Origin of the sequence: Larkinella arboricola, from assembly GCF_003259745.1 — a bacterium.
Lineage (GTDB): Bacteria > Bacteroidota > Bacteroidia > Cytophagales > Spirosomataceae > Larkinella > Larkinella arboricola.
In genome coordinates this window covers 435,205-457,359 of the sequence record NZ_QLMC01000002.1, presented here as the reverse complement: position 1 = coordinate 457,359, position 22,155 = coordinate 435,205, and the positions used below count along the sequence as shown (strand labels likewise).

Here is a 22,155-nt window from a genome sequence, read left to right as displayed (position 1 = left end):
AAAAAGCCCCGCCAACAATCCCTAGGATAAGTAATTGTCCACCTTATGATCTTGCTCACCCGCTCCAAGCCACTTAGACTGTAGATTTGCCAAAAATCAAACCACGCTAGTCATCCCTTTCCACGCATGAATAATCTGGTGCCCATTGTCAGCCCGGAGCAGGCCGTACAGGTCATTCAGTCCGGCAACCGCGTTTTTATCCACAGCGTCGCCCAGACGCCCCACCGGCTTATCAGGGCGATGGTCGAACGGGCCGCTGGGGAGCAACTTCGCGATATTGAGGTATGCCACATGCATACCGAAGGCCATCTGCCGTATTGTGAAGAGCAGTATGCGGCCCAGTTTAATCCCAATGCTTTCTTTATCGGGGCCAACATGCGCAAGCAGGTCAACGCCGGTATGGCCGACTACGTTCCGATTTTTCTGAGTGAAATACCGTTGCTGTTTCAACGGAATATTCTGCCGCTGGATGTGGCGCTGATTCAGGTTTCCCCGCCGGATCAACACGGTTTCTGTTCGCTCGGCCCGTCGGTTGATATTTCGCTGAGTGCCGTCAAAACCGCCAAATACGTCATTGCCCAGATCAACCCCAACGTACCGCGTACGCACGGAGACGGTATTATTCACGTTAGAACCCTGCACGCTGCCGTCGAATGCGACGATCCGTTGTACGAAATGCCGTTAAAATCCGCTACGCCCACCGAACAGAAAATTGGCCGCTTCGTGGCCGAACTGGTTGAAGACGGCGCGACGCTGCAAATGGGCATCGGCGGGATTCCGAATGCGGTGCTGGCCGAACTGGTTCACCACCAGAAGCTGGGTATTCATACCGAAATGTTTTCCGACGGCGTGATTGATCTGGTCGAACGGGGGGTTATCACCAACGAAAAAAAGAAAGCCATTCCCTACAAACTCGTTTCCTGTTTTGCGATGGGCACCCGTCGGCTGTACGACTTTATCAACGATAACCCCAGCGTGGTGATGAAGGAAGTGACCTATACCAACGACACGGCCATTATCCGGCGCAATCCGAAAGTGACGGCCATCAACAGCGCCATTGAAGTGGATCTGACGGGTCAGGTCTGCGCCGACACCATCGGAACATTCCAGTATTCGGGCGTGGGCGGACAGATGGATTTTGTGCGGGGTGCTTCGCTCTCGGAGGGCGGCAAACCGATCATTGCCCTGCCGTCGGTTACCAAATACGGCGACAGCAAGATTGTCCCTTTCCTGAAAGAAGGAGCCGGTGTAACCACTACCCGCGCCCATGTTCACTATATCGTAACGGAATACGGTGTTGCGTATCTGTACGGTAAAAACCTCCGCCAACGCGCCCAGGCCCTGATCAATATTGCCCACCCCGACCACCGCGAAACGCTGGAACGGCAGGCCCACGAACGGTTTAAGATATTTGAGTAAGGTCCAGACTGGATAGAAAATGGCCCTTTATGGGCCATTTATTCTGTTTAACCATCTCGAAAAGCCATCCATCATCGTTCGGGCAGTGCATCCATTCAGGCATGTAATTTTGCCGACGCATTTTCATCAGCACGACTTCAACCCATTTGCGCATGAGATTCAGGGGTACGTACCGGATCGTTTTTTTCTTTTTACTATCATTTCTGTTCGGAACAAAAACCGCTTTCGCCCAGCAAACCGAGCCGGTTGAAATCCTGTTTCTCGGCTTCGACCACCTGAACCAACTGGCAAACGGCACGCCCCAGGCCGAGGTTTTCAGCTCGAAAAAGCAGGCTGAACTAGCCAAACTCAACGCGGCCCTGAAGCGGTTCGCGCCGGATATGATTATGGTGGAAGTGGAACCCAGGGAGCAAGCGCGGCTGGATAGTTTGTTTCGTTTGTACCGCTCGGGTTCGCTCAGATTAACCGATCTGGACGGTGGGCGGAGCGAAACGTATCAGGTGGGTTTTGCGCTCGGCAAACTTCTGAACCACCCGCGGATTTACGGCATTGATCATTACGAGGCCACGTCGCAGTCGCTGCTGAGCAAAGGCAAGAACATCGAACTCTTCCGGCAGGGCTTGCAGAAACTCCAGAATACCGCCCGGCCGCTCAAAAAAGCTGTGCAACAGGACAGCCTTTCGCTGTACGATTACGTGGTGGCCATCAACCGGCCCGCGATGATTCAATTGACCCACCGGCTGTTCTACAACACGCCCGCCCTGGTCATCAACGGCGATTTCTCGGAGTCGGGCGTTCACAGCACCGACCTGAGCAAGCTCGATAAAGCCTACATCGGTGCTGAATTCATCAGTCTGTTTTACAACCGGAACCTCAAAATCTATTCGAATATTCTAACGGCGCAACTCAAAAACCGGGGCCGGAAGTTGCTCGTGATCATGGGTCAGACGCACGTTGGTGTGTTGCAGGACCTGGTCGAAGACAATCCGGCTTATAAAATTGTCTCACCCCTATCCTATCTGGAACCGAAGAAGTAAACGATGGCTATTATTTTGAGTCCGTAAGGTTTTATTCCCCCGTTGGCAATTCTGTGGTTTCCCGCTGGATGATTTTCTTCCGGTGGCCCGTCCCCCATTCGTGCAGCGCCTTGATCACGTTATCCAACGAACAGGCGTAAGGTTCCGGCGTGTATAAAACTGCCACCGGGATGGTATCGTGCACGGTCCGCTTAATGAGCTGGTGTTCTTCCAGATCCTTAAGCTCTTTAGCCAATACTTTGGAAGTAATGCCGGGAATGCTCCGCTCAATTTCCCGAAACCGCTGATTGCCGGTTGAGATCGAAATAATGATCTGTAGCTTCCATTTTCCACTCAGCACCTCCAGCGCATCCCGAATCGGCAGGAGCGCACTCTGGCACTCCGAATGTGGTCTTTGCTTCATCTTTCCTAAATACCATCTGGTTACCTTCAGGTAACTGCTATACTTTGGATAGCAAATGTACGTAATTTTGTCGCAGCAAGTTACGTACGGACCAAAAATACCGACCGCTTTTTTGTTGGCTCAGTCCCACGCTTTGACTCTTATGTTTTTAACACGTTTACCGCTATGAATCCTAAAATCAAACGAATTGCAACCATCCTCTTCACGGTATTAGCCGCCGGAATGACCATCTTCAGTGGGATTATGAAACTAACCGCATCTCCGGAGATGGTGGCAACCCTCAATAAAATGGGCGTAGCTCCTTATGTTACGTTGTTGGGGATGATGGAGATTGTCTTTGCGCTGTTGTACCTGTATCCCAAAACCATGAAACTGGGCTTTATTCTATTGTCCTGCTACTTCGCTGGTGCGCTGGCTACGGAGCTTTCCCACGGTACTCCCTTCAATGCCGTTCTGCCAATGGTATTGATCTGGATTTCGGCTTTCCTGCGCGATCAAACCATTTTTCTTTCTTCCGGCAAGCTGGCCTAAACGACGAGAGAAACATTGCTGAAAAGCCGCACGAGCAGTTAACCGGTGCGGCTTTTGCTTTTGATCCACTATCAGTACCCTGCTCAGGGAGCCTGCCAGGCGTAATCACCAATGGTCAGGGTCGGCGGGCCCAGTTCTGCCCAGGTCGGTTCGGCTTCGAAGCGTTCGGGGTAGTTGTTCAGCGCTTCTACAATGTGCGCGCCGTAGTTAATCGTCGGGTTGAAGCGTCCCAGCAATTTCAGAACGCCCAGGGGTGCATTTACAATGGCCAGTTTTCGTTTGGCATACTGCTGGACAAACAGCCTTGCCCCCGCTTCGTAGGTGTATGCTTCCGGCCCTTGAACAACGTATTCGCGGTTTTGATTGCCCGGCAGTTGCAGCGCCCGCGCCACCTGCCGCCCGTAATCCTGCCCGGCCACAAACCACATGGGCGCGACGGATTTTCCGGCCAATGGCAGCAGCGGCCCCTGCGTCTGCATCGAGAAACTTTCCATGAACGTGGACGGATAAAAAATCGTGGTCGGAATACCCGATTCGTTCAACAGGCGCACGGCTTCGTGCTTCACGTCGAACACCCACCAGCGAAACCCGTTCAGGCCCTGATACCGCATGACCAGCGACGACAAATAACCAATGCGCTGGATGCCCGCCCGCCGGGCTTCGGCCAGCAGGATTTTCAGGCCGTCAGTTTCGGTGTGAAATTCATTCGGCTTCTCGTTTTGCCGGACCGACAGATTCAGGTAAACCGCCTGCTGGTGTTGCAGTCCGGTTCGCAGGCTTTCCGGATTCCGCAAATCAGCACGGACGATCCGCGCAGTAGGAAACCGGGCCTGCACTTTTTCGGGATTACGCGCCAGAATCGTGACGGTATAACCAGCCGCAATCAGTTGTTCCGTAACGGGTTTTCCGATCAGACCCGTAGCACCCAGAACGGCGATTTTCATGCCGGTAGCGTATTAGCGTTCACATCCGGAGTATCAAACAAAACCGTCAGCATCCGGCTGAATTCGGCCTGCCAGGGCGCTGTGATGGCAATTTCCTCGTCGGTCAGCGGGTGCCGGAACCGGATGCGCTCGGCGTGCAGCAGCATCGTTTCCATACCAAACTGCTCCTTGAACAACCGGTTTTGCTTGTTGCAGCCGTGGGGCCGGTCGCCGATGATCGGGTGAAAAATGTGCGCCATGTGCTTCCGGAGCTGGTGGAGCCGGCCGGTGGTGGGCGTCAGTTCCACGAGCGAATACCGGGAAGTGGCGTGTTTGCCAAACGGCAACGAAATTTCGGTGCGCCGGAGGGTTTTCAAGTGCGTAAACGCATCCTGTACAGTGCCCACTTTGGCGTTTGCCGACCCCGCCGAACGTTCATCGACCCGGAGCGGATAATCAATGTCGAGTTCGTGGGGGGTGTACCCGCGTACGATAGCCAGGTAGGTCTTGTCCACCTTGCCGTCGGCAAACTGCTGCTGCATGAGCGAATTCATTGTTTCATCCAGCGCAAACAACAGAACGCCCCCGGTTTTGCGGTCGAGCCGGTGAACGGGATAGACGCGCTGCCCCAACTGATCGCGCAGCAACTGCACGGCAAACTCGCTGGCGTCGCTGGCGATAATCGAGCGGTGCACCAGCAAACCGTGCGGTTTATTGACCGCGACCAGATCACTGGATTGATACAGAATTTCCAGCTCCTTCTGTGAATGAATAACGCCAACTTCCGGCTGCTCCTCTCCCATCAATATTTTGCCATCAGATTCAACAACTTCCGGTCCAGCTTATGGCCGTGCCAGTTTTCGTAGGCCACGTCGGCCCGGTCGGAATCCAGCACGCCAAACGAACCACTGAATTCCCAAAGCGCAAAGCCAATGCCGTTGCTACTCAGAATATCGAGTACGTCGCCAAACCAGGCCAGAAACACGTCGTGGGGTGTTTTATTCCAGCAGCCGCATTCGCCACAGTGTACGCCCACGCCCTGGTTGACCAGCCCGATCCACGGTTTATAAAATTCTTCCAGCATGGCGCGGCTGAGGTATTTGTTGCCCACCTGTCCGGGCCATTTCGGCATCGGCAGGTTCTCCGGGTCTTTGTTGGCCCAGGGTGCTTTATAATGCGAAATAATGCCCGGATGATAGCCCCGGCAGCTCTGCCCGATGTTCAGGTCGGTAATCTCCGGAATGACGGTCGAACCGCCACTGTTACCGTCGGCAATGACCAGATGGTCCGGGTTTTCTTTCCGAATGGCTTCCGCAGCGGCTTTGGCCACTTTGCGGTACACCTCGCCGGGCACCGGCCCGCTTTTGGAATGCTGGTCGTTCATGTCCTCCCGCATACTCGGCTCGTTCACCAGATCAAAGCTGATTTTCTTGGACGACGTGTTTTTGTAGCGTTTGGCCCACATATTCCAGTGGAAATTGAAAGCATCCTGCGCCTGCTGATCGCGCCAGAGGTTATACGGTTCGTGGAAACCGGCATTGATGCAGTAGCCGGGCGCACGGTGCAGGTTCAGGCTGACGTGCAAACCGTGTTTGTGGGCCATTGCCACCAGCCTGTCAATGCGTTCCACAGCCTGCTCGTCGATCTGGTAGACCTCTTCGGGCGTGATGTTCCGGCTACGGTCAAATTTGAGGTACGACGGATAAGCAATAGGAATCCGGACAAAATCAAAACCCCAGTCGCGCATCCACTTGAAATAGTCTTCCTGGGTGGCCGGACGGCTCTGGGCCGGATTGGGCGAAAAGAAATCCAACAGATTGAACCCCTTCCATTTAGGCAGTTTATTCTTGGCCGCTGGAGCCGGGGTAGACGCCAAAACTGCGGGGCCGGATGTATGAACGGCAGCCGCCAGCAGGCCGGTATGTTGGAGAAATGTTCTGCGTTGCATACAGAGACGGGTATAGTGGAACTACAAACTTACTCAAAAACCACTTTAGTGTTGTTTTTGCGCAATTGATTCCGGGCCTTTGGCAATTGGCGCATAAGTTTCTTCAATCCGCCCCGATCCGTACCCAATTTTGTACTACCCGAACGCGTTTGGGGCCAACAACAAATACAGAAGAACCAAGATGAAGTCCGTACAACGTTTGCTGTCAAAAGCGGCTTTACTGGCCCTGGTGGTCAGCACCCTGACGAGTTGCAACAAGGAACCCGTGGCCCCCGTTGAGGGGGGCGGTGGCAACGAAGAGATGCCCAACACGCCGTACACCTCCATTCCCGACGACCTGGTCGGTACGTGGTATGCCAGCCACAACAACGGCCCGCTGACGAAAAACTGGGAAAACAAGACTTTTCAGGGCGAAGCGGGTTTTCGTGAATTCCGCACCATGATCTTTACCAAAGACGGTAAAAACGCCGTCGAATACACATCGGAAGTGTACAGCGGCAGCGGTGGAGAAGAAAAGCAATACCTGTACAAAATCACCGGAACGCTCGAATACCAGGCCAAGCCCGCCCAGCTGACATTCCACGCCCAGTCCGGTGTTATGCGGATTTTCAGCAATCAATCACCGGGTTACAAGGAATCGCCCATCAAAGCCGACGACCTGAAAAACTACTTCAGCGTCTTGCGCAATCCGCAGGGCACCACGTTTCCCAACGAGACTAACTACCTGAAAGCCCAGCGGTTCGACGGTGGCAACCAGTATTCGGTGGAATACACCAAAGTAGGCAACGACGTTCCGAACTCGCCGGGCGGCAACGGCAGCTACTCGAAACCGCCGACCTCCGGCAGCTACGTCCAGATCGGAAAGCAGTATTACCCGACGGTAACCATTGGCTCGCAGGAATGGATGTCGGTAAACTACGACGGGGGCGTGGGCGGTCTGAAAGACGGTAACAAACCGCAGTACGGCACCTATTGCAAATACGCTGATTTACCCAACGTGATCAAGATCCCGGCAGGATGGCGCTTGCCGTCCCGGCAGGATTTCGTTAAACTGCTCGAATCGCAGGGTCTGGCGCTGAACGACTGGGGTTCGACAGACGGTTCGGATCTGGCTTCCAAGAAAAAGCTGGGTCAGTTGATGGCGGCAACGGGCTGGAAAAAACAGGATGGTTACGCCAACAACAAATCGGGTTTCAACGCCGTGCCCGGCAACCTGCGGGTGTTAAACGGCAACCCCAACGGCGAAGGCACCAACTGCCTGCTCTGGACCTCCGATCTGAACGAAGAGGAGATTCCGATTGCCTTCGAACTCATTCAGTTGCCGAGCGACACCTACGCCAAATTCGGTGCGTACCCGGTTGGCTACAACCCGCCCTACCTTCCCATCCGGCTGGTGCGCGACAAGTAACCGCCAGCTTTGGCGGTAGTTAAAAAACGGTTTTCGGTGACACCAGCCACCGAAAACCGTTTTTAGTTTACTCCGGCTTATGCCCCCAGTTTTTAAGCGAATATTCCCAGTTGCTGCCTTTCACTTCTTTGGGCCGCTGGGCGCTGTGGCGTTTGATGTAGCCCACCACCTTGCGCATGTGTTCAAAATCGCGGTCGGTCAGGTCGGCCTGTTTTTTCTGCTTGATCTGGATGATTTTTTCACCCGATTTATGGCCGACCGATTCGCCGTCGCCACTGTCCCAGCCCACAGATTTCGACTCGTCCGTTTTCAGCCATTTTTCCAACTCCGACGGGCTCATGTTCACCAGGTCGTTAAACGCGTCGAGCACCTCCTTTTTTTCTTCCTCGTTCATGACGTTTTCTCTTATGGGTGGACCTTTTCCACTTCGCTTTCCAGCTTTAAAACCAGATCGTTATCGTCCTGCTCAATAATCAGCGCCGGGTCATCCGCCGAGCCATTGCGTTTTACCTTCGACCCCTTGATGGTTTTTTCGACCGCTTCTTTGTGGATTTCCACCACCTTCCCTTCGGCGTGGCCACTGGCGTATTTCCAGCGCACCGAATCTCCTTTTTTAATCATAACCGTTGCCTGATTTGGTTGAAAAGCGCTTAACGGCCTGTCGAAAAGAAATGTTTCGCCAGCCGCTCCCTCCCGGTTCCGGACGGCTTTCCGACAGGCCAAACCGATCCCGTAGCCTAAGACTCGCAAACTTCACCCCTGGCATTTGGGTTAAAGGAGCATCCATTATTTGACTCAACTCATGAAAGCTGCAACGATTCACCAATACGGTGCTAACCACGAACTACACGTCGAGGAGATGCCCAAACCCATTGTCGATCGGATTGACAACCCGCATCAGGTTTTGATCCGCGTTTATGCCGCCGGTATTAACCCGATGGACACCAAGGCGCGCGATGGCTCTATGAAGCTCGTTCTGTCGGGTAAGTTTCCGAAGGTTCTTGGCGGGGAATGCGCGGGGATTGTGGAAGCAGTGGGCCTGATGGTGAAAAACCTCCAGCCCGGCGACCGGGTCGTGGCGTCACTGGGGCCGGAAGGGGGCGGTTATGCCGAATATGCTGTTGCCAAAGATACCCAGGTGGTCAAACTGCCCGATGCTGTGAGCTTTGTTCAGGCGGCCGCTCTTCCCATAGCCGCCGGAACGGCATTGCAGGCCCTGCTCGACAAAGGTGAGGTGCGCCCCGACGACCGGGTACTCATCAACGGCGCCACGGGGGGCGTCGGCACGTTTGCCATCCAGATTGCCAAAATCCTGGGCGCTCATGTTACGGCGGTTTGCAGCACGGAGGGGGCCGCCCTGGCCCGCCAGCTCGGGGCCGATCAGGTGATTGATTACAATGCCCACGACTTTACGAAAGGGATTGAAAAATACGACCTGGTTTTCGACGCCATCGGCAAAAGCTCCTTCGACGACTGCCAGAATGTCCTGAAAGAAGATGGGATGTACATCACAACGCTTCCGTCGGCCAAACAGGTGTTAAACCAGGCCATCACGACATTTACCAGCAAAAAAGCGGAGTCGCTGCTATTTACCTTCAAACCGGAGCAAATAAACTGGCTGTTGAAGCAGGTGACAGACGGTAAGCTGGTTCCGGTAATCGAACGGACCTACCGTCTGGACGAACTGGCCCAGGCCCACGCCGAAAGCGAAACCGGGCACGTCAAGGGCAAACTGGTGGTTGAAGTCGAGAGCGAACCCAAATCCGAAAAATCATGAAAGCACTCGTCGCCGGTTTGTTGTTGGTGGTGAGCCTGTCAGCCGCAGCCCAGACCAAACCCGCAGCCACTACGCCCCCGGCGGTTGTTTCGGCCATCGAGGGCATTACTGCCAAACACTTTCAGCCCGACACGGTGTATGCGGCCTTGTCGGAGGAAGACCAGAAGGTGCTGGCCAACGAACCGATTGCCAACTGGGGACTCGCGCAGGAATCCGGCGGAATGACGTATTATAACCTGATTGTGGGCACCCGTTCGTACCAGTTGCTGATTACCAAAGCGCCCAAGGAGGAATTCCCCAAAGCGACACTGCTCCGGTATGCAGACCCCAAATCAAAACCAGAGCCTATTGCCCGCGGTATGCTCAAGCCCAAAGAGGAAAAAGCCAAATAAGACCGTTTTTCGGCACAAGGGAAAGCCGGACATCACCCCGTAAGATAAGCTCCGAAGGAGCGTCCTCAGATATAGATCAGGACGTTCCTTCGGAGCTTATATGTTTTACATCCCTGTTTTTCCGGAAACAGAACGCTTGACGGGAGACCACTTTTCCGAATTCCCCTTAACTTACGAGCTGATTTGTACTTTCACCTACTAATGACACTCGTTTCCCGTTTTTTCCTGATTTTAACTTTCTTGTGCGTGTATACCGTATCCGGCTTTTCCAAACCGGGCAAACCCGGCCAGAAACTCGTTGACCCGAATGCCACCGAAGAAACCGTTGCCCTTCACAAAAATTTAAAGAAACTCGCTAAAAAACACACCCTCTTCGGCCACCAGCACGCAACGGAATACGGCCACGGCTGGGCGGGTGACGCCAACCGCTCGGACGTAAAATCGGTAACGGGTTCGCATCCGGCCGTCATTGGCGTCGATTTCAGCGGTTTGTCGGGTCGCCCTGCCGAAGCCATCGAAAAAACAAAGGAAGCACTGCGCCAAAACATCGCCGACACCTACAACCGGGGCGGAGTAACGACCGTGGCCTGGCACTTTTCCAACCCGGTATCCAAAGGCGGTTTTTACTGGGTTGATTCGGTGTCGGCTCCGGCGGTATCGATGATCATTCCGGGCGGCTCCCACCACGAAACGTACAAGCAGATTCTGCGCACGGTGGGTGAGTTTGCCAATTCCGTCCGGGGCAGCGACGGCAAGCTTGTGCCGATGATTTTCCGCCCTTACCACGAGTTCGACGGGGGGTGGTTCTGGTGGGGCAAACCGCACTGCACCCGCGAAGAGTTTATCCAGCTCTGGCAATTTACGGTTTCGTACCTGCGCGACAGTCTGGGCGTTCACAACTTTCTCTACGCTTTTTCGCCCGATTGTCTGTTCAAAACCGAAGCCGAGTACCTGGAACGCTATCCAGGCGACGCGTGGGTCGATCTGGTCGGCATGGACAACTACACCGATTTTGGCCGCAACGGTCGCTACAACGTTGAAGCCGGGATTCAGAAATTGAAAATCGTTTCCGACTACGCCCGCAAAGCCGGGAAGCTGGCGGCTTTTACCGAAACCGGTCTGGAATCCATTCCCGACACAACCTGGTGGACCTCCACCCTGCTCCGCGCCATGCGGGCCGAAAAAATGCGGCTCTGTTACGTGCTGGTCTGGCGCAACGACACGCGCTCCCCAACGCACTACTACGCCCCGTTTCCCGGACAGGCCAGTGCGCCCGACTTCATGAAATTTTACCAGGACCCGTACACACTCTTCGAAAACGACCTGCCGAGGCTGTACCGGTAGTTTCGTAAGTTATGACACGGCATTATTCAGGGAATAACGGAGGGAAGCCGGGAGACTCTGATTAGTGCTGATGTCCACTGATCAACCCTGTGTAACAACCCACCTACGTTATTATTCTGTTAACCAGAGGCCCTTTTTTGAAAAAACGGAGTAAAGATAAAGTATCTTTACCAACCCACTTTTCATCCTCCGACATGACCGATACCCGCAGAGAATTCCTCAAGAAAGCCGCCCTGCTCGCCGGTGGCACCAGCCTTTTTCAGGTCTTACCCGACTCGATCCAGAAAGCCCTTGCCATCGACCCGAAGCCGGGCAGCACGGTGTTTGATGCCGAGCACGTGGTTATTCTGATGCAGGAAAACCGTTCGTTCGACCACTGCTACGGCACGCTTCAGGGCGTTCGGGGGTTCAACGACCCGCGGGCCATTACGCTGCCCAACCAGAACCCGGTCTGGCTCCAGACCAACGGCGGGGGCGAGACGTATGCGCCCTTCCGGCTGAACCTGAAAGATACCAAAGCCACCTGGATGAGTTCGCTGCCCCACTCGTGGACCAATCAGGTGGACGCCCGCAACAACGGCAAATACGATAAATGGCTGGATTCCAAACGCTCCGGCCATAAGGAATACGCCAAAATGCCCCTGACAATGGGCTATTACAACCGCGACGACATTCCGTTTTACTACGCCCTGGCCGACGCCTTCACGGTTTGCGATCAGAATTTCTGTTCGTCACTGACCGGCACCACACCCAACCGGCTGTATCTCTGGACCGGCACCATCCGCGAAAAGCCCGACCGCTCGGCCAAAGCCAACGTACGCAACGAAGACGTCGATTACGGCGATAACGCCCGCTGGACCACCTTCCCCGAACAGCTGGAAGATCACGGCATTTCCTGGAAAATCTACCAGAACGAACTAAGCCTGCCCGTGGGCTTCGAGGGTGAACAGGCCGACTGGCTGGCCAATTTTACGGACAACCCCATCGAGTGGTTCGAGCAATACAATGTCGGTTTTTCGGAAGCGTACCAGCGGTATCTGGCCAAACGTCTGCCCGGCCTTCCAACGGAAATTCAGGAACTGAAGGCCCGAATCCAGGCCCTTCCGGCAACCGGTGCGGAGACCGAAAAGCTAAAAAAAGACCTGGCCCGCAGGGAAGCCGAACTAAAAATTGGTCAGGAACACCGGGAGAAATACAGTCGGGAGAAGTTCGAGCAGCTATCGCAGCGGTCCAAAAACCTGCACGAGAAAGCATTCACCACGAATAAAAACGACCCAAATTATCACTCGCTGACCAAGCTGAAATACCACGACGGCAACACGGAGCGGGAAGTGCAAATTCCGAAAGGCGACGTATTGCACCAGTTCCGGGCGGACGTAAAAAACAACTCACTGCCGACGGTTTCGTGGGTGGTGGCCCCGGAAAACTTCTCGGACCACCCCGGCGCAGCCTGGTACGGAGCCTGGTATATTTCGGAAATGCTCGACATTCTGACGCAAAACCCGGAAGTCTGGAAAAAGACGGTTTTCATTCTGTGCTACGACGAAAACGACGGTTATTTCGACCACGTGCCGCCGTTTGTGGCCCCGCACCCCGACAAACCCGAAACCGGCCTGGTATCAAAAGGCATCGATACGAGCGTGGAGCACGTTTACATGGAACAGGAACTCCAGCGGAACGTAAGCGACCCCAAAAAAGACGGTCGGGCCAGTGCGATTGGTCTGGGTTACCGGGTGCCGCTGGTGATTGCCTCGCCCTGGAGTCGGGGCGGTATGGTATCGTCGGAGGTGTTCGATCACACGTCCATTCTGCAATTTCTGGAGGTATTTTTGAGTAAAAAAACCGGCAAAAAAGTCGAAGAGCCGAACATCAGCGCCTGGCGCCGGACGGTTTGCGGGGATTTGACGTCGGTATTCCGGCCCTACAACGGCGAGAAAATACCACTGCCCGCGTTCGTAGCCAAGAACGAATTTGTCGAAAGCATCCACAAAGCGCAGTTTAAGGAATTGCCGTCGGGGTACAAAAAACTGACGAAGGAGGAAATTGAACAGACCCGACGGGGGGCGTCGTCGGTGGTTCCACGGCAGGAAAAAGGCATCCGGGCGGCCTGTGCGCTCCCCTATCAGCTATACGCTGACGGTAAACTGAGCGCCGATAAAAAGTCGTTTGACATCACGTTGCAGGCTAAAAACCAGATCTTCGGTGCCCGGTCTGCCGGTTCGCCGTTCACGGTTTATGCCTTGAACAATTATGTGTCGGCCGCCCAAAAACCGGAACGCGATCTCATTGTCCGGGATTATGCCGTATCCGCCGGTGACAGCCTGACCGACCGCTGGAACCTTGCTGATTTCGAACAGGAAACCTACCAGTTCCGGGTCAACGGTCCCAACGGTTTTTTCCGCGAATTCATCGGCAATGCTAACGATCCGCAACTCACCATCCAGTGTGAATACCAGCGCAAAACGCCCCAGTCGAACGTTTTGACGGGTTCGGTTGAATTGAAAATCAGCAACCTGAACAAAGCCAATCCGATTACCATCGAGGTCAAAGACAACGCCTACAAGGCCGCCCCGAAAACCAGGGTGATTCCGAAAGGTGGTCAGGCCAGTCTGGTGCTGGATTTGAGCAAGAGTTTTGGCTGGTACGATTTCAGCGTCCGGGTTGCCGGAAATTCGGTGTTTGAGAAACGCTACGCCGGGCGCGTCGAAACCGGCAAAGCAAGCTTCACCGACCCGGTGATGGGCGGAGAAATCGTGTAAAGATTCGCTGAAACCAATAAAGAAGCCCGGGTAGAAACGATCCGGGCTTCTGCGTTTTTACGTGTACTGTCAACCCACTCCCCCTTTTCAATAGTCTTTTCCGGCTGCTTAACCGTAAGGTTAGAGAACCTATCCTATTCACTTATCATCAGGAAGTATGAACTATAAAGCGTTGTTGTTAGTCTTGGGAGTAGCCGGGTATTTGGCCTTGTCGGCCAGGGGCCGTTTTGAGGAGGAAGACCCCTCCTCGCTCTCCTTTCGGTATCCGCATCACATTTCCATCTCCTGGGAAACCGCACCGGTTTCGAGCCAGAGTATTTCCTGGCGTACGCATGATACCGTTCGGGTCAGTTTTGTGGAGTACCTGGAAACGACCGCAACGCCCTTTTTCAAGGATCAGGTGAAGCGCTTACCGGCGAAGACGGAGCGGCATACGGCCGACGATGGCACTTGGAACCACCATAGTGCAAACATTCAGGGACTGAAGCCCAATACGACCTACAGTTACCGGGTCGGAAATCATACGTATTGGTCGGAATGGGCGGAATTCACAACCGCTTCCGGTACTCGTGAACCCTTTTCATTTATCTATTTTGGGGATGTCCAACGCGACATTTACTCGCTGGGAAGCCGGACGATCCGCAAAGCGATTATGGATAAACCGGATGCCAAATTCCTGCTTTTCGGGGGCGACCTGGTCCACCGGGGGGCCGAAAACCTGGGCAACTGGAACGAATTTTTTCCGACGGGCGGTTGGGTCTACCAAAGTTATCCGCTGCTGGCAACGCCGGGAAACCACGAGTATGCCAATGCCGCATCGCCCGACTACCTGACGAAACACTGGCGGCTGAATTTTACCTTCCCCCAGAACGGTCCCGCGGGTCAGGAAGAAGAAACCTACTTTGTCGATTACAACAACATCCGGCTTATTTCCCTGAACCTTATCCGGTATCCGATTGACAAACCCGGCACCCAGAAAATGCTGGTCTGGCTGGAAGAACGGCTGAAGGAATTCAAAGGCGACTGGGTAATTATTGTGCACCATTATTCGATGGAGCAACTGGCCCGCAACCGGGAGGCCGGTGTGCGTTTCCCGGAATTCAAAGCCCTCTACGAGCGGTATCAGGTGCCGCTGGTTTTAACCGGTCATGAACACGTGTATGCCCGCGGACGGATGAATGGAACGCTACCCGTGTACGTGGTGAGCGTTTCGGGGCCGTATCAAAATGCCATTCGCTTTCCCGACTGGATCGAGCGGGCGGGCTCGTCGCTGCAACTCTACCAACTCATTGACATTACGCCAACCCGTATTCAGTATACCTCCAAAACCGTTCGGGGCGATGTATACGACGCGTTTTCGATTGAGAAAGATAAAAAAGGACGCCTGAAATTTGCCGCCAGCCCGTCGCTCGGGCCGGAGTCGTTACTGCCACCCGATAAATTTGAGACGCGGTATAAAAAAGAGCAGGTCGATAGCTACGCAAAAGACCGCGATAACTACCTGAATAGAAAAAAGTAAACCCGGCTTTTTGAAAAGTACCCCGGGAAGCACCGGAGCACCAGGAATCCGGTGCTTCCCTATTCCTCCACGGTAACGGGAGGATGTTGCCTGCCTTCTTTTAGAATCCGGACCAATAGCGGTAAACTCAGGCCCTGCACAACCAAGGTGATCAGCACAACCACCACCGAAACAAAGATCAAGGTGTTTCGCTCCGGGAACTCACTCCCATCGTCCAGCGTCAAAGGCAGGGCCAGGGCCGACGCCAATGATACGATGCCGCGCATCCCCGACCAGCCGATAATCAGTGCATCACGCCAGTCAATTTTTTCGTCCACATAAAACCGGAACCGTCGGTGCTCCGGAAAGCCGTTGCGACGGGCAATGGATTTTTTCAGATTATTGTTGTGTCCGAAAATCCACAAAATCCGGATAATCAGCATAATGAAACTAATCAGAAAGCTGTAGCCAATCAGTGGTAGAATCATTTCGTGGTCGATCCTGTTGACCACCTGCGGAAACTCGAGCCCAATCAGGATGAAAACCAGCCCATTGAGCAGAAATATAATCACATCCCAGAAAGATTTGTTCTGCGTTTTGACGGATGATGGAAACAGTTTTCGGGTATAAAACGACAGGGTAATCCCCAGAACCACTACGGCCAGCACCCCCGACACGTGCACTTCTTCCGCCAGCAGATAGGCCACAAACGGCGCCAGCGCCATGGCACTGATGGCGATCAAACTATTGCCATAAATTCGCCGGAGAAAGTACACCAGCACCCGGCCAAACACCAAACCGACGGCACAACCACCGATTAGTACAATTAGAAATTGCCCGTATGCTTTCCAGAGCGTAAAACCGGCTCCCGAAACGGCCGCCACCGCAAACCGGTAAGCCGTTAGTCCGGAAGCATCGTTCACCAGACTTTCGCCTTCCAGAATGGTCAGGGTCCGGTGCGAAAGCCCCAGTCCCTTGGTGACGTTGGTAGCCGCCACCGCATCGGGGGGCGACAAAATGGCCCCCAGGGCAAACGCCAGTGGCCAGTTCATGCCGGGAATCAGGTAATAGCCCACCACCGCAATGGCCGTGGTGGTCAGAAACACCAGCGAAATGGCCAGCGAACTAACTGTCGGCCAGTTGCTTTTTAATTCTTTAAACGAGATGTTAAACGACGCATCGTATAAAAGGGGCGGCAGAAAAAGCAGAAAAATCACTTCCGGATTCAGGGTGATCAATGGGATACCGGGCAGGTAACCAATACCGATTCCGGCCAGCACCAGCAGAATGGGATACGGTAATTTGATCCGGTTGGCGACAGCGGATAAAACAATCATGATCGCCATGATGAATAACACAATGCTGTAATTTTCCACGCCTGATTCTTTTGTTGATGCCCCAGCTATAACAACAGCCCGGATGCAAATCCGGGCTGTTGGCTATTTTCAGAAAATCCAGGTCAGCTTCTTACGCTTTTTTCGTGACCGCCGTAACGGCTTTCTTCGCCGGGATTGACTTTTTGGTACCGGAACCAGCCGGTTTGCTTTTAGCAGCACCGGGGTTCTTCTGGGTCATCGTAACGGGGTCCCAATGCACCACCTTATTCTCGAAATAGCTTTCGTTGCAGGCCAGTACGGGAGCAGCCGCGCGGAAACCGAATACGGGGTCTTCAATGGTGCCCTGGCTACCGTTCCGAACGTTCGTAAAGAAATCGGCAAAGTGTTTGGCGTGGGCGTCGTCGTCTTTCGGCGCTTCAAACTTCACTTCCTTCACCGGTTCGGCGGTCCGGGTTTCGGGCGGATATTTGGCGTCGTATTCCTCCACAAACTTCTTCTGCACGTCTTCCGTGAACGTAAAGAAGCTGTCGTAGTTACCGTAACCCGGCGCGATGGGCAGCTTTTTCTTGGTCAGAATCAGGTTATTTTCCGAAAACTCCACGGTTCCTTCGTTACCGATAATCCGGGTTACGTTACTGATCTTTCCGGCATTGGCAAAGTTCACCCGCAGTACCATCTGGAACGCGTCGTGCTGCTCGGTTTTCGGATAATCCATGATGCTGGTCATCACATCGGGCACATCCCGGTGTTCTTTCCAGTAGGCCAGGTTGCCCGACGAGTAAATACGGGTGGGTCCCAGGGTATTGGTTACGTAGTGAACACCCGTAATCAGGTGGACGAACAGGTCACCGGCCACACCCGTACCATAATCCTTGAAATTCCGCCAGCGGAAAAACCGGATCGGATCGAATGGCCGCTTGGGCGCATCGCCCAGGAAGCGGTCCCAATCAACGGTTTGGGGCGACGCATCCGGTGGTACGGAGTAGTTCCAGGCCCCAATGGCGTTAAACCGGTCGTTGTTGGACTCAATGTAGTTGATAGCCCCGATTTCTCCGGCCTGAATCAGCCGTTTGGCTTCCTGAAAAGCCGCGCTGCTGATGCGCTGGCTTCCGACCTGCATGGTTTTTCCCGACTTTTTCCAGGCATCAATCACGGCTTTGCCTTCGTTCAGGTGCTGCACCATCGGTTTTTCGCAGTACACGTGCTTACCGGCTTTCAGGGCCGCAATGGTGATATGGTCATGCCAGTGGTCGGGCGTTACAACCAGCACGGCATCCACGTCCGGCCGGGCCAGAATCTCGCGGTAATCGCGGGTCGTGAACAGTTGCTGACCAAAAGCCGTGCGCGCATGTTCCAGACGCCCGGAATACAGGTCGGCTACGGCCACCAGTTCCACATCGGGGTTGCGCAGGGCCGCCTGGGTATCGTAGTTACCCTGAATACCCATACCGATGGTGGCAATCCGAATTTTGTCGTTGGGGCTGATTTTCTTCAGATCCTTTATGATAGTAAAGGGTTGGGCCACAAAAGGCTTGGCGACGCTCTGGGTAGCCGCCAGCGCCGAAGCGGCTGTCAGTCCCTTGATAAAGTCGCGACGGTTGGATTGCATAAGGTTACTTTTGGGTAAGTTAAAACGGACGTTTAAGTTTATGGTAAAGTTAGAATTTTACGGACTAAATACCTACTTCCTGTTTCCCATGTTATTTGGCAAACGCCAACATTTACCTTTCAAAAATTAGGCAAAGCCGTGTAAAATAGAAGCCTCAAGGCCGATTGTTCGCAGCCCCCATTTTTAATATCCTGTTCAGCCAGCATTCAGTCTACACAAAAAAGTACCTTTACACAGCGTGTGTAAAGGTACCCATCTATCCAACCTGAATTTACCCCTACCTTGTATACAAGGCTCCTCTGGCAATGGTCGATTCATATTCGCCACTGATGGTTTCCAGAAATTTGCCCGTTACCCAGCCAATGTCGGAGTTGCGAATAAACACAAACCGTTTCGGAACGGAGGGTGTCGAGTAGGCTTTCATAATCGCTTCGAGCCACAACACCCCGGCAATAAGCTGTTTTTCTCCCACCTGATTCCGGACGATCCGAATCTCCTGCTCTGCCTTTGTTCGCGTGAGCGCATCCGCAATCTCCTTCACGTCCGGGTGCGTCAGCGCCTGATAATCGTCCATCACCCGTTTTTTAAACTGGTCAATATCCTCCATCGAAATGGCAACAGCCGTGGTGCCGCTTTTTTCGGGATGCAGGTATGTCACCAGCGCCCAGGCTACGTCACCACCCAGCCCCACCGTCCGACGGTTTTGCAGCCCCGTATCCCTGGTTTTAAAGCGGGGCCCCAAAGCCGTATCGGCCACCGCTTTTACCACCCGCTGCGCTTCCCGCTTAAAGGCATCAGTGCTCAGTGACCGCTTGTTTTCGATCCGGCTCACCAGCGTATTCACGCCCACCGGCAATTCAACCGGGTGAAAGGTCCTATTAGGATCGAAATAACCACCTGCGGTTGCATCACTGCCGATGTTGAGCGCCGAGGTGATCGGCCAGACTTTGCGGGGAATCGAGCCGACGGTAAACAGTTCGGCTTCGCGGTGGGTCGAAAGCGTGGTATCAATGCGCAAACTGCTGTTGGACAAGGCGCGGGATAACTGGTCGTACAGCATCTTTTTTGTCGCCGGGGTTCGGGCAAGTCCTTCCTTCATTTCATTGCTGAACACAATAAAAATCCGTTCGGCCGGAATGTTGTAATGACGGATCGAATCCAGGCATACCTTCAGCGCATCCTGACCGGCTTTCAGCGAGTTGGTGGCATCGGCCACAAAGCTGACATTCGGAACCTGAATCCGGGCTTTGATATCTTTTTCGTAAAAATCGCTTTCGTAGCGGGTTTTAAAAATGGCCAGTTTCACATCTGACGCACCGAACTGAATCCCGGCGTACAAATTCTTTCCGGACAGTTCCCGAATCAGCTCGTTGACACCCCAGGCACTGGCTACATACCGCAGCTTTTCATACCGACTGCGAGCCAGCTTAAGGTAATAATCGGCGTTCTCGGTGTTGTTATTTTCGTAGTAAGCCAGTCCAAGCAGCTCGTAGGTTACGGCTTCCCAATAGCGATCTTTTCCGCGGACCGCCGGTAACGCCCGCTCCAGCAGACTGATGGCATCCTGCGGTTTGTCCAGCGCCCGCAACGTGTTAGCGAGCTTGATGTACTGAATGGCTTGTCCGGTGCTGACCGCTTTCTGAGCCAGCACCGGACAAGCCGTTGTTACTGCCAGAAAAAGTGAAAGATAGGACAGAGAGAAAAATCGTTTCATATGTATGCGGACAGATCCACGAAACCTGGATTTTCGGCATCATACATACGTGAAAAGTCAGAAAAGCGATTGAACGGACGAAAAATAAGGTAGACCGCTTCCAATGCCTTACCCTTATCCCAACACCCAGCTTAGCGCCATCACGCCCAGCAAACCCGTCACCGAAACCAGCGTTTCCATCACCGACCAGGTTTTAAGCGTGTCGGCCATCGACAACTGGAAGTATTCCCGAAACAGCCAGAAACCGGTGTCGTTGACGTGCGAGAACATCATGCTTCCGGCACCGATGCTCAGCACCATCAGGTTGGGTTCCACACCCGTCGTTGCCAGCATGGGGGCCACAAACCCGGCCGTCGTGATGCCCGAAACCGTTGACGAACCCGTACAGACCCGGATGAGCGCGGCCATGCCCCAGGCCAGCACGTAAGGGTGCAGGGTCGAATCTTCCATCATCCCGGCTATGGATTCACTTACTCCGCCGTCGGTCAGCACCTGCTTCAAGGCCCCCGCCCCGCCAAAAATCAGGAACAGCATGGCCACATCCTTGATGGCATCACCGAACAGAATCGTTACTTCGGGTACGGTTTTTCCCCGCCGAACGCCCAGCGTATAAGTAGCCACCAGCACCGACAGAAACATGCTCACAACGGGTTCGCCCGCAAAAACGATAATCTGCTGCCCTAGTGAACCCGCTGGCAAAAAGGGACTCAGGAAGGTACTGAGGCCAATCAGCAAAATAGGCAGCAAAACCGTCAGAAAGCTGTTGGCGGTGGAGGGCATCTGATCTTCGCGCAGGTCGGGCGCAATGAAAGCCGGATTCGCCAGGGTCGTGTAGCGTTTCACGGTGGAGCCAAACAACGCACCCGAAATCAGAATGGCCGGAATGGAAACGATGATGCCGTAAAAAAGCGTCAGGCCCATGTCGGCGTTAAACTGTTTCAGAATCGCCAGCGGAGCCGGATGGGGCGGTAAATACCCCTGTGTGACCGACAGCGACGCCAGCATGGGCAACCCAATGTACAGGGCGGGCAGTTTATACCGGTACGAAACCGTGATGACCAGCGGGGCCAGCAGCAAAAATCCAACCGAATAAAACAGCGGTAACCCAACAATAAAACCCGTCACCAGAAACGCCCAGCGGGCATGGCGCGTACCCACCAGGTCCATGAGTTGGGTGGCAATGCGCTGGGCGGCCCCGCTCTGGGCCACCAGTTTGCCCAGCATGGCCCCAAGCGCAATGATGGCCGTGATGGAACCGAGCGTGCCGCCGATGCCCTTCTGGATGGAATCAAGAATCGCCAGCGGCTGAAGCCCCAGCGCCAGACCCGCCCCCAGCGAAACCGCCAGAAAAGCCAGAAACGTGTGTAAACGAACAACTGAAATTAACCCGATCAGGGCCAGAATGGCGAGGAAGGTGATGGTTAGGAGCATCACCAAACATAAAAATTATTACTATTTAATCGAAGAATGCGCACAAAGTTTTGCCTCGGCGGCCACCCGCTGCGCCTGCAAAACGTGTCGTTGCTCATGGGCAATCAAAAATCGAAACGTGTCGCCCACCGATAGTCGGATGAACCGGGCAATGGAAATGGGCACCCGAAACCGCTCAATATTCACCCGCCGGGCGCGTTCCAGCAGATTCAGAAGGTCGCGCTGCTGATCGAGAAAGGTAGTCAACACCGCCCTTGCATCCAGTCTGGCAGCGGGCGTATGGGCTTTCACGGCTTTGGCTTTCAGGCCAATCGAACCGTCGGCTTTGGGCCGCATGGAAGTGGCAAAGTAGTTGCCCAACAAGCCACTGCGGAAGCTCGTGGAAGCCGCTATCTGCTCCTGTTCGCCCCGATAAACTGCCTTTTCGAGCTGCGGGAGGTAATAATGCCCGTAACTGTTCAGGTGTTCCAGGCATTGCAGGATGCTCCAGCGCTCCGGGGCTGGCTGCCAGTTCAGGGTGTCGTTCGGGAGTGAACTAAACTCGTTTTCAACAAGCTGGATCAACGCATGGGTTTCGGCGGTCAACTGATCTAGCAAGACATTGGCGGTAAAAGTCGGCATGGCA

At 54.1% G+C, this 22,155-nt stretch carries 20 protein-coding genes; 9 read left to right on the top strand and 11 right to left on the bottom strand.

Annotated elements, in window-relative coordinates:
* Positions 1–126 precede the first annotated feature (126 nt).
* Both LX87_RS09010 and LX87_RS09005 read left to right on the top strand, forming a co-directional pair.
* A complete protein-coding gene (locus LX87_RS09010) occupies positions 127–1,419 on the top strand; it encodes an acetyl-CoA hydrolase/transferase family protein (protein WP_111627881.1) in 1,293 nt (430 codons plus the stop codon).
* A 152-nt stretch (positions 1,420–1,571) separates the two neighbouring features.
* Entirely contained in the window at positions 1,572–2,456 is an 885-nt protein-coding gene (locus LX87_RS09005; RefSeq protein ID WP_111627880.1) for a DUF5694 domain-containing protein, read from the top strand.
* Positions 2,457–2,487: 31 nt separating this feature from the next.
* Here LX87_RS09005 and LX87_RS09000 read toward each other — a convergent pair whose 3' ends face one another.
* Complete coding sequence (locus tag LX87_RS09000; protein WP_111627879.1) at positions 2,488–2,859, bottom strand: winged helix-turn-helix transcriptional regulator; 372 nt, start codon at positions 2,857–2,859, stop codon at positions 2,488–2,490.
* A 165-nt stretch (positions 2,860–3,024) separates the two neighbouring features.
* Between LX87_RS09000 and LX87_RS08995 the strand changes: the two genes are divergently transcribed.
* Positions 3,025–3,390 carry a DoxX family protein gene (locus LX87_RS08995; protein WP_111627878.1) on the top strand — a complete coding sequence of 122 codons (366 nt, stop codon included), beginning with the start codon at positions 3,025–3,027 and terminating at the stop codon, positions 3,388–3,390.
* Between the two features lie 83 nt (positions 3,391–3,473).
* On the opposite strand, the gene LX87_RS08990 is transcribed toward LX87_RS08995, so the two are convergent.
* From LX87_RS08990 to LX87_RS08980, 3 genes are read right to left on the bottom strand one after another with little or no spacing between them, the layout of a single operon-like run.
* Positions 3,474–4,334 carry an SDR family oxidoreductase gene (locus LX87_RS08990; protein ID WP_111627877.1) on the bottom strand — a complete coding sequence of 287 codons (861 nt, stop codon included), beginning with the start codon at positions 4,332–4,334 and terminating at the stop codon, positions 3,474–3,476.
* Positions 4,331–5,116 carry a pseudouridine synthase gene (locus LX87_RS08985; RefSeq protein WP_111627876.1) on the bottom strand — a complete coding sequence of 262 codons (786 nt, stop codon included), beginning with the start codon at positions 5,114–5,116 and terminating at the stop codon, positions 4,331–4,333. The genes LX87_RS08990 and LX87_RS08985 overlap by 4 nt, the downstream gene beginning before the upstream one ends.
* Positions 5,116–6,261, bottom strand: a complete 1,146-nt coding sequence (locus LX87_RS08980; RefSeq protein WP_111627875.1) for a glycoside hydrolase family 5 protein — start codon at positions 6,259–6,261, stop codon at positions 5,116–5,118. The genes LX87_RS08985 and LX87_RS08980 overlap by 1 nt, the downstream gene beginning before the upstream one ends.
* Before the next feature lie 181 nt (positions 6,262–6,442).
* Here LX87_RS08980 and LX87_RS08975 point away from each other — a divergent pair, with 181 nt between their 5' ends.
* A complete protein-coding gene (locus LX87_RS08975) occupies positions 6,443–7,669 on the top strand; it encodes an FISUMP domain-containing protein (protein ID WP_111627874.1) in 1,227 nt (408 codons plus the stop codon).
* A 67-nt stretch (positions 7,670–7,736) separates the two neighbouring features.
* Here the strand turns inward: LX87_RS08975 and LX87_RS08970 are convergent, their stop codons facing one another.
* Both LX87_RS08970 and LX87_RS08965 read right to left on the bottom strand, forming a co-directional pair.
* Positions 7,737–8,063: a DUF3140 domain-containing protein gene (locus LX87_RS08970; RefSeq protein ID WP_111627873.1), complete on the bottom strand. Its 327-nt coding sequence runs from the start codon at positions 8,061–8,063 to the stop codon at positions 7,737–7,739.
* 11 nt (positions 8,064–8,074) lie between these two features.
* Positions 8,075–8,290: a hypervirulence associated TUDOR domain-containing protein gene (locus LX87_RS08965; protein WP_111628342.1), complete on the bottom strand. Its 216-nt coding sequence runs from the start codon at positions 8,288–8,290 to the stop codon at positions 8,075–8,077.
* A 181-nt stretch (positions 8,291–8,471) separates the two neighbouring features.
* Here LX87_RS08965 and LX87_RS08960 point away from each other — a divergent pair, with 181 nt between their 5' ends.
* From LX87_RS08960 to LX87_RS08940, 5 genes are all read left to right on the top strand, one after another.
* Positions 8,472–9,446: an NAD(P)-dependent alcohol dehydrogenase gene (locus LX87_RS08960; RefSeq protein WP_111627872.1), complete on the top strand. Its 975-nt coding sequence runs from the start codon at positions 8,472–8,474 to the stop codon at positions 9,444–9,446.
* Positions 9,443–9,838, top strand: a complete 396-nt coding sequence (locus LX87_RS08955; protein ID WP_111627871.1) for a hypothetical protein — start codon at positions 9,443–9,445, stop codon at positions 9,836–9,838. The genes LX87_RS08960 and LX87_RS08955 overlap by 4 nt, the downstream gene beginning before the upstream one ends.
* 246 nt (positions 9,839–10,084) lie before the next feature.
* Positions 10,085–11,182 (top strand): glycoside hydrolase family 26 protein, encoded by a 1,098-nt coding sequence (locus tag LX87_RS08950; protein ID WP_374755115.1) that lies wholly within the window; start codon positions 10,085–10,087, stop codon positions 11,180–11,182.
* A 194-nt stretch (positions 11,183–11,376) separates the two neighbouring features.
* A complete protein-coding gene (locus LX87_RS08945) occupies positions 11,377–13,941 on the top strand; it encodes a phosphocholine-specific phospholipase C (RefSeq protein WP_111627869.1) in 2,565 nt (854 codons plus the stop codon).
* Positions 13,942–14,098: 157 nt separating this feature from the next.
* On the top strand, positions 14,099–15,460 hold the full coding sequence (locus LX87_RS08940; RefSeq protein WP_111627868.1) for a purple acid phosphatase family protein: 1,362 nt from the start codon (positions 14,099–14,101) through the stop codon (positions 15,458–15,460).
* A 59-nt stretch (positions 15,461–15,519) separates the two neighbouring features.
* Here the strand turns inward: LX87_RS08940 and LX87_RS08935 are convergent, their stop codons facing one another.
* From LX87_RS08935 to LX87_RS08915, 5 genes are all read right to left on the bottom strand, one after another.
* On the bottom strand, positions 15,520–16,815 hold the full coding sequence (locus LX87_RS08935; protein WP_111627867.1) for a Na+/H+ antiporter: 1,296 nt from the start codon (positions 16,813–16,815) through the stop codon (positions 15,520–15,522).
* Between the two features lie 91 nt (positions 16,816–16,906).
* Complete coding sequence (locus LX87_RS08930) at positions 16,907–18,385, bottom strand: Gfo/Idh/MocA family protein (protein ID WP_111627866.1); 1,479 nt, start codon at positions 18,383–18,385, stop codon at positions 16,907–16,909.
* Between the two features lie 277 nt (positions 18,386–18,662).
* Positions 18,663–20,099, bottom strand: a complete 1,437-nt coding sequence (locus LX87_RS08925) for a tetratricopeptide repeat protein (RefSeq protein WP_111627865.1) — start codon at positions 20,097–20,099, stop codon at positions 18,663–18,665.
* A 114-nt stretch (positions 20,100–20,213) separates the two neighbouring features.
* The gene (locus LX87_RS08920) at positions 20,214–21,530 is read right to left on the bottom strand and encodes a gluconate:H+ symporter (protein ID WP_111627864.1); all 1,317 of its coding nucleotides are present in this window, start codon (positions 21,528–21,530) and stop codon (positions 20,214–20,216) included.
* Positions 21,531–21,551: 21 nt separating this feature from the next.
* Positions 21,552–22,151, bottom strand: coding sequence for a DinB family protein (locus LX87_RS08915; protein WP_111627863.1), 600 nt, complete (start codon positions 22,149–22,151; stop codon positions 21,552–21,554).
* Positions 22,152–22,155 lie beyond the last annotated feature (4 nt).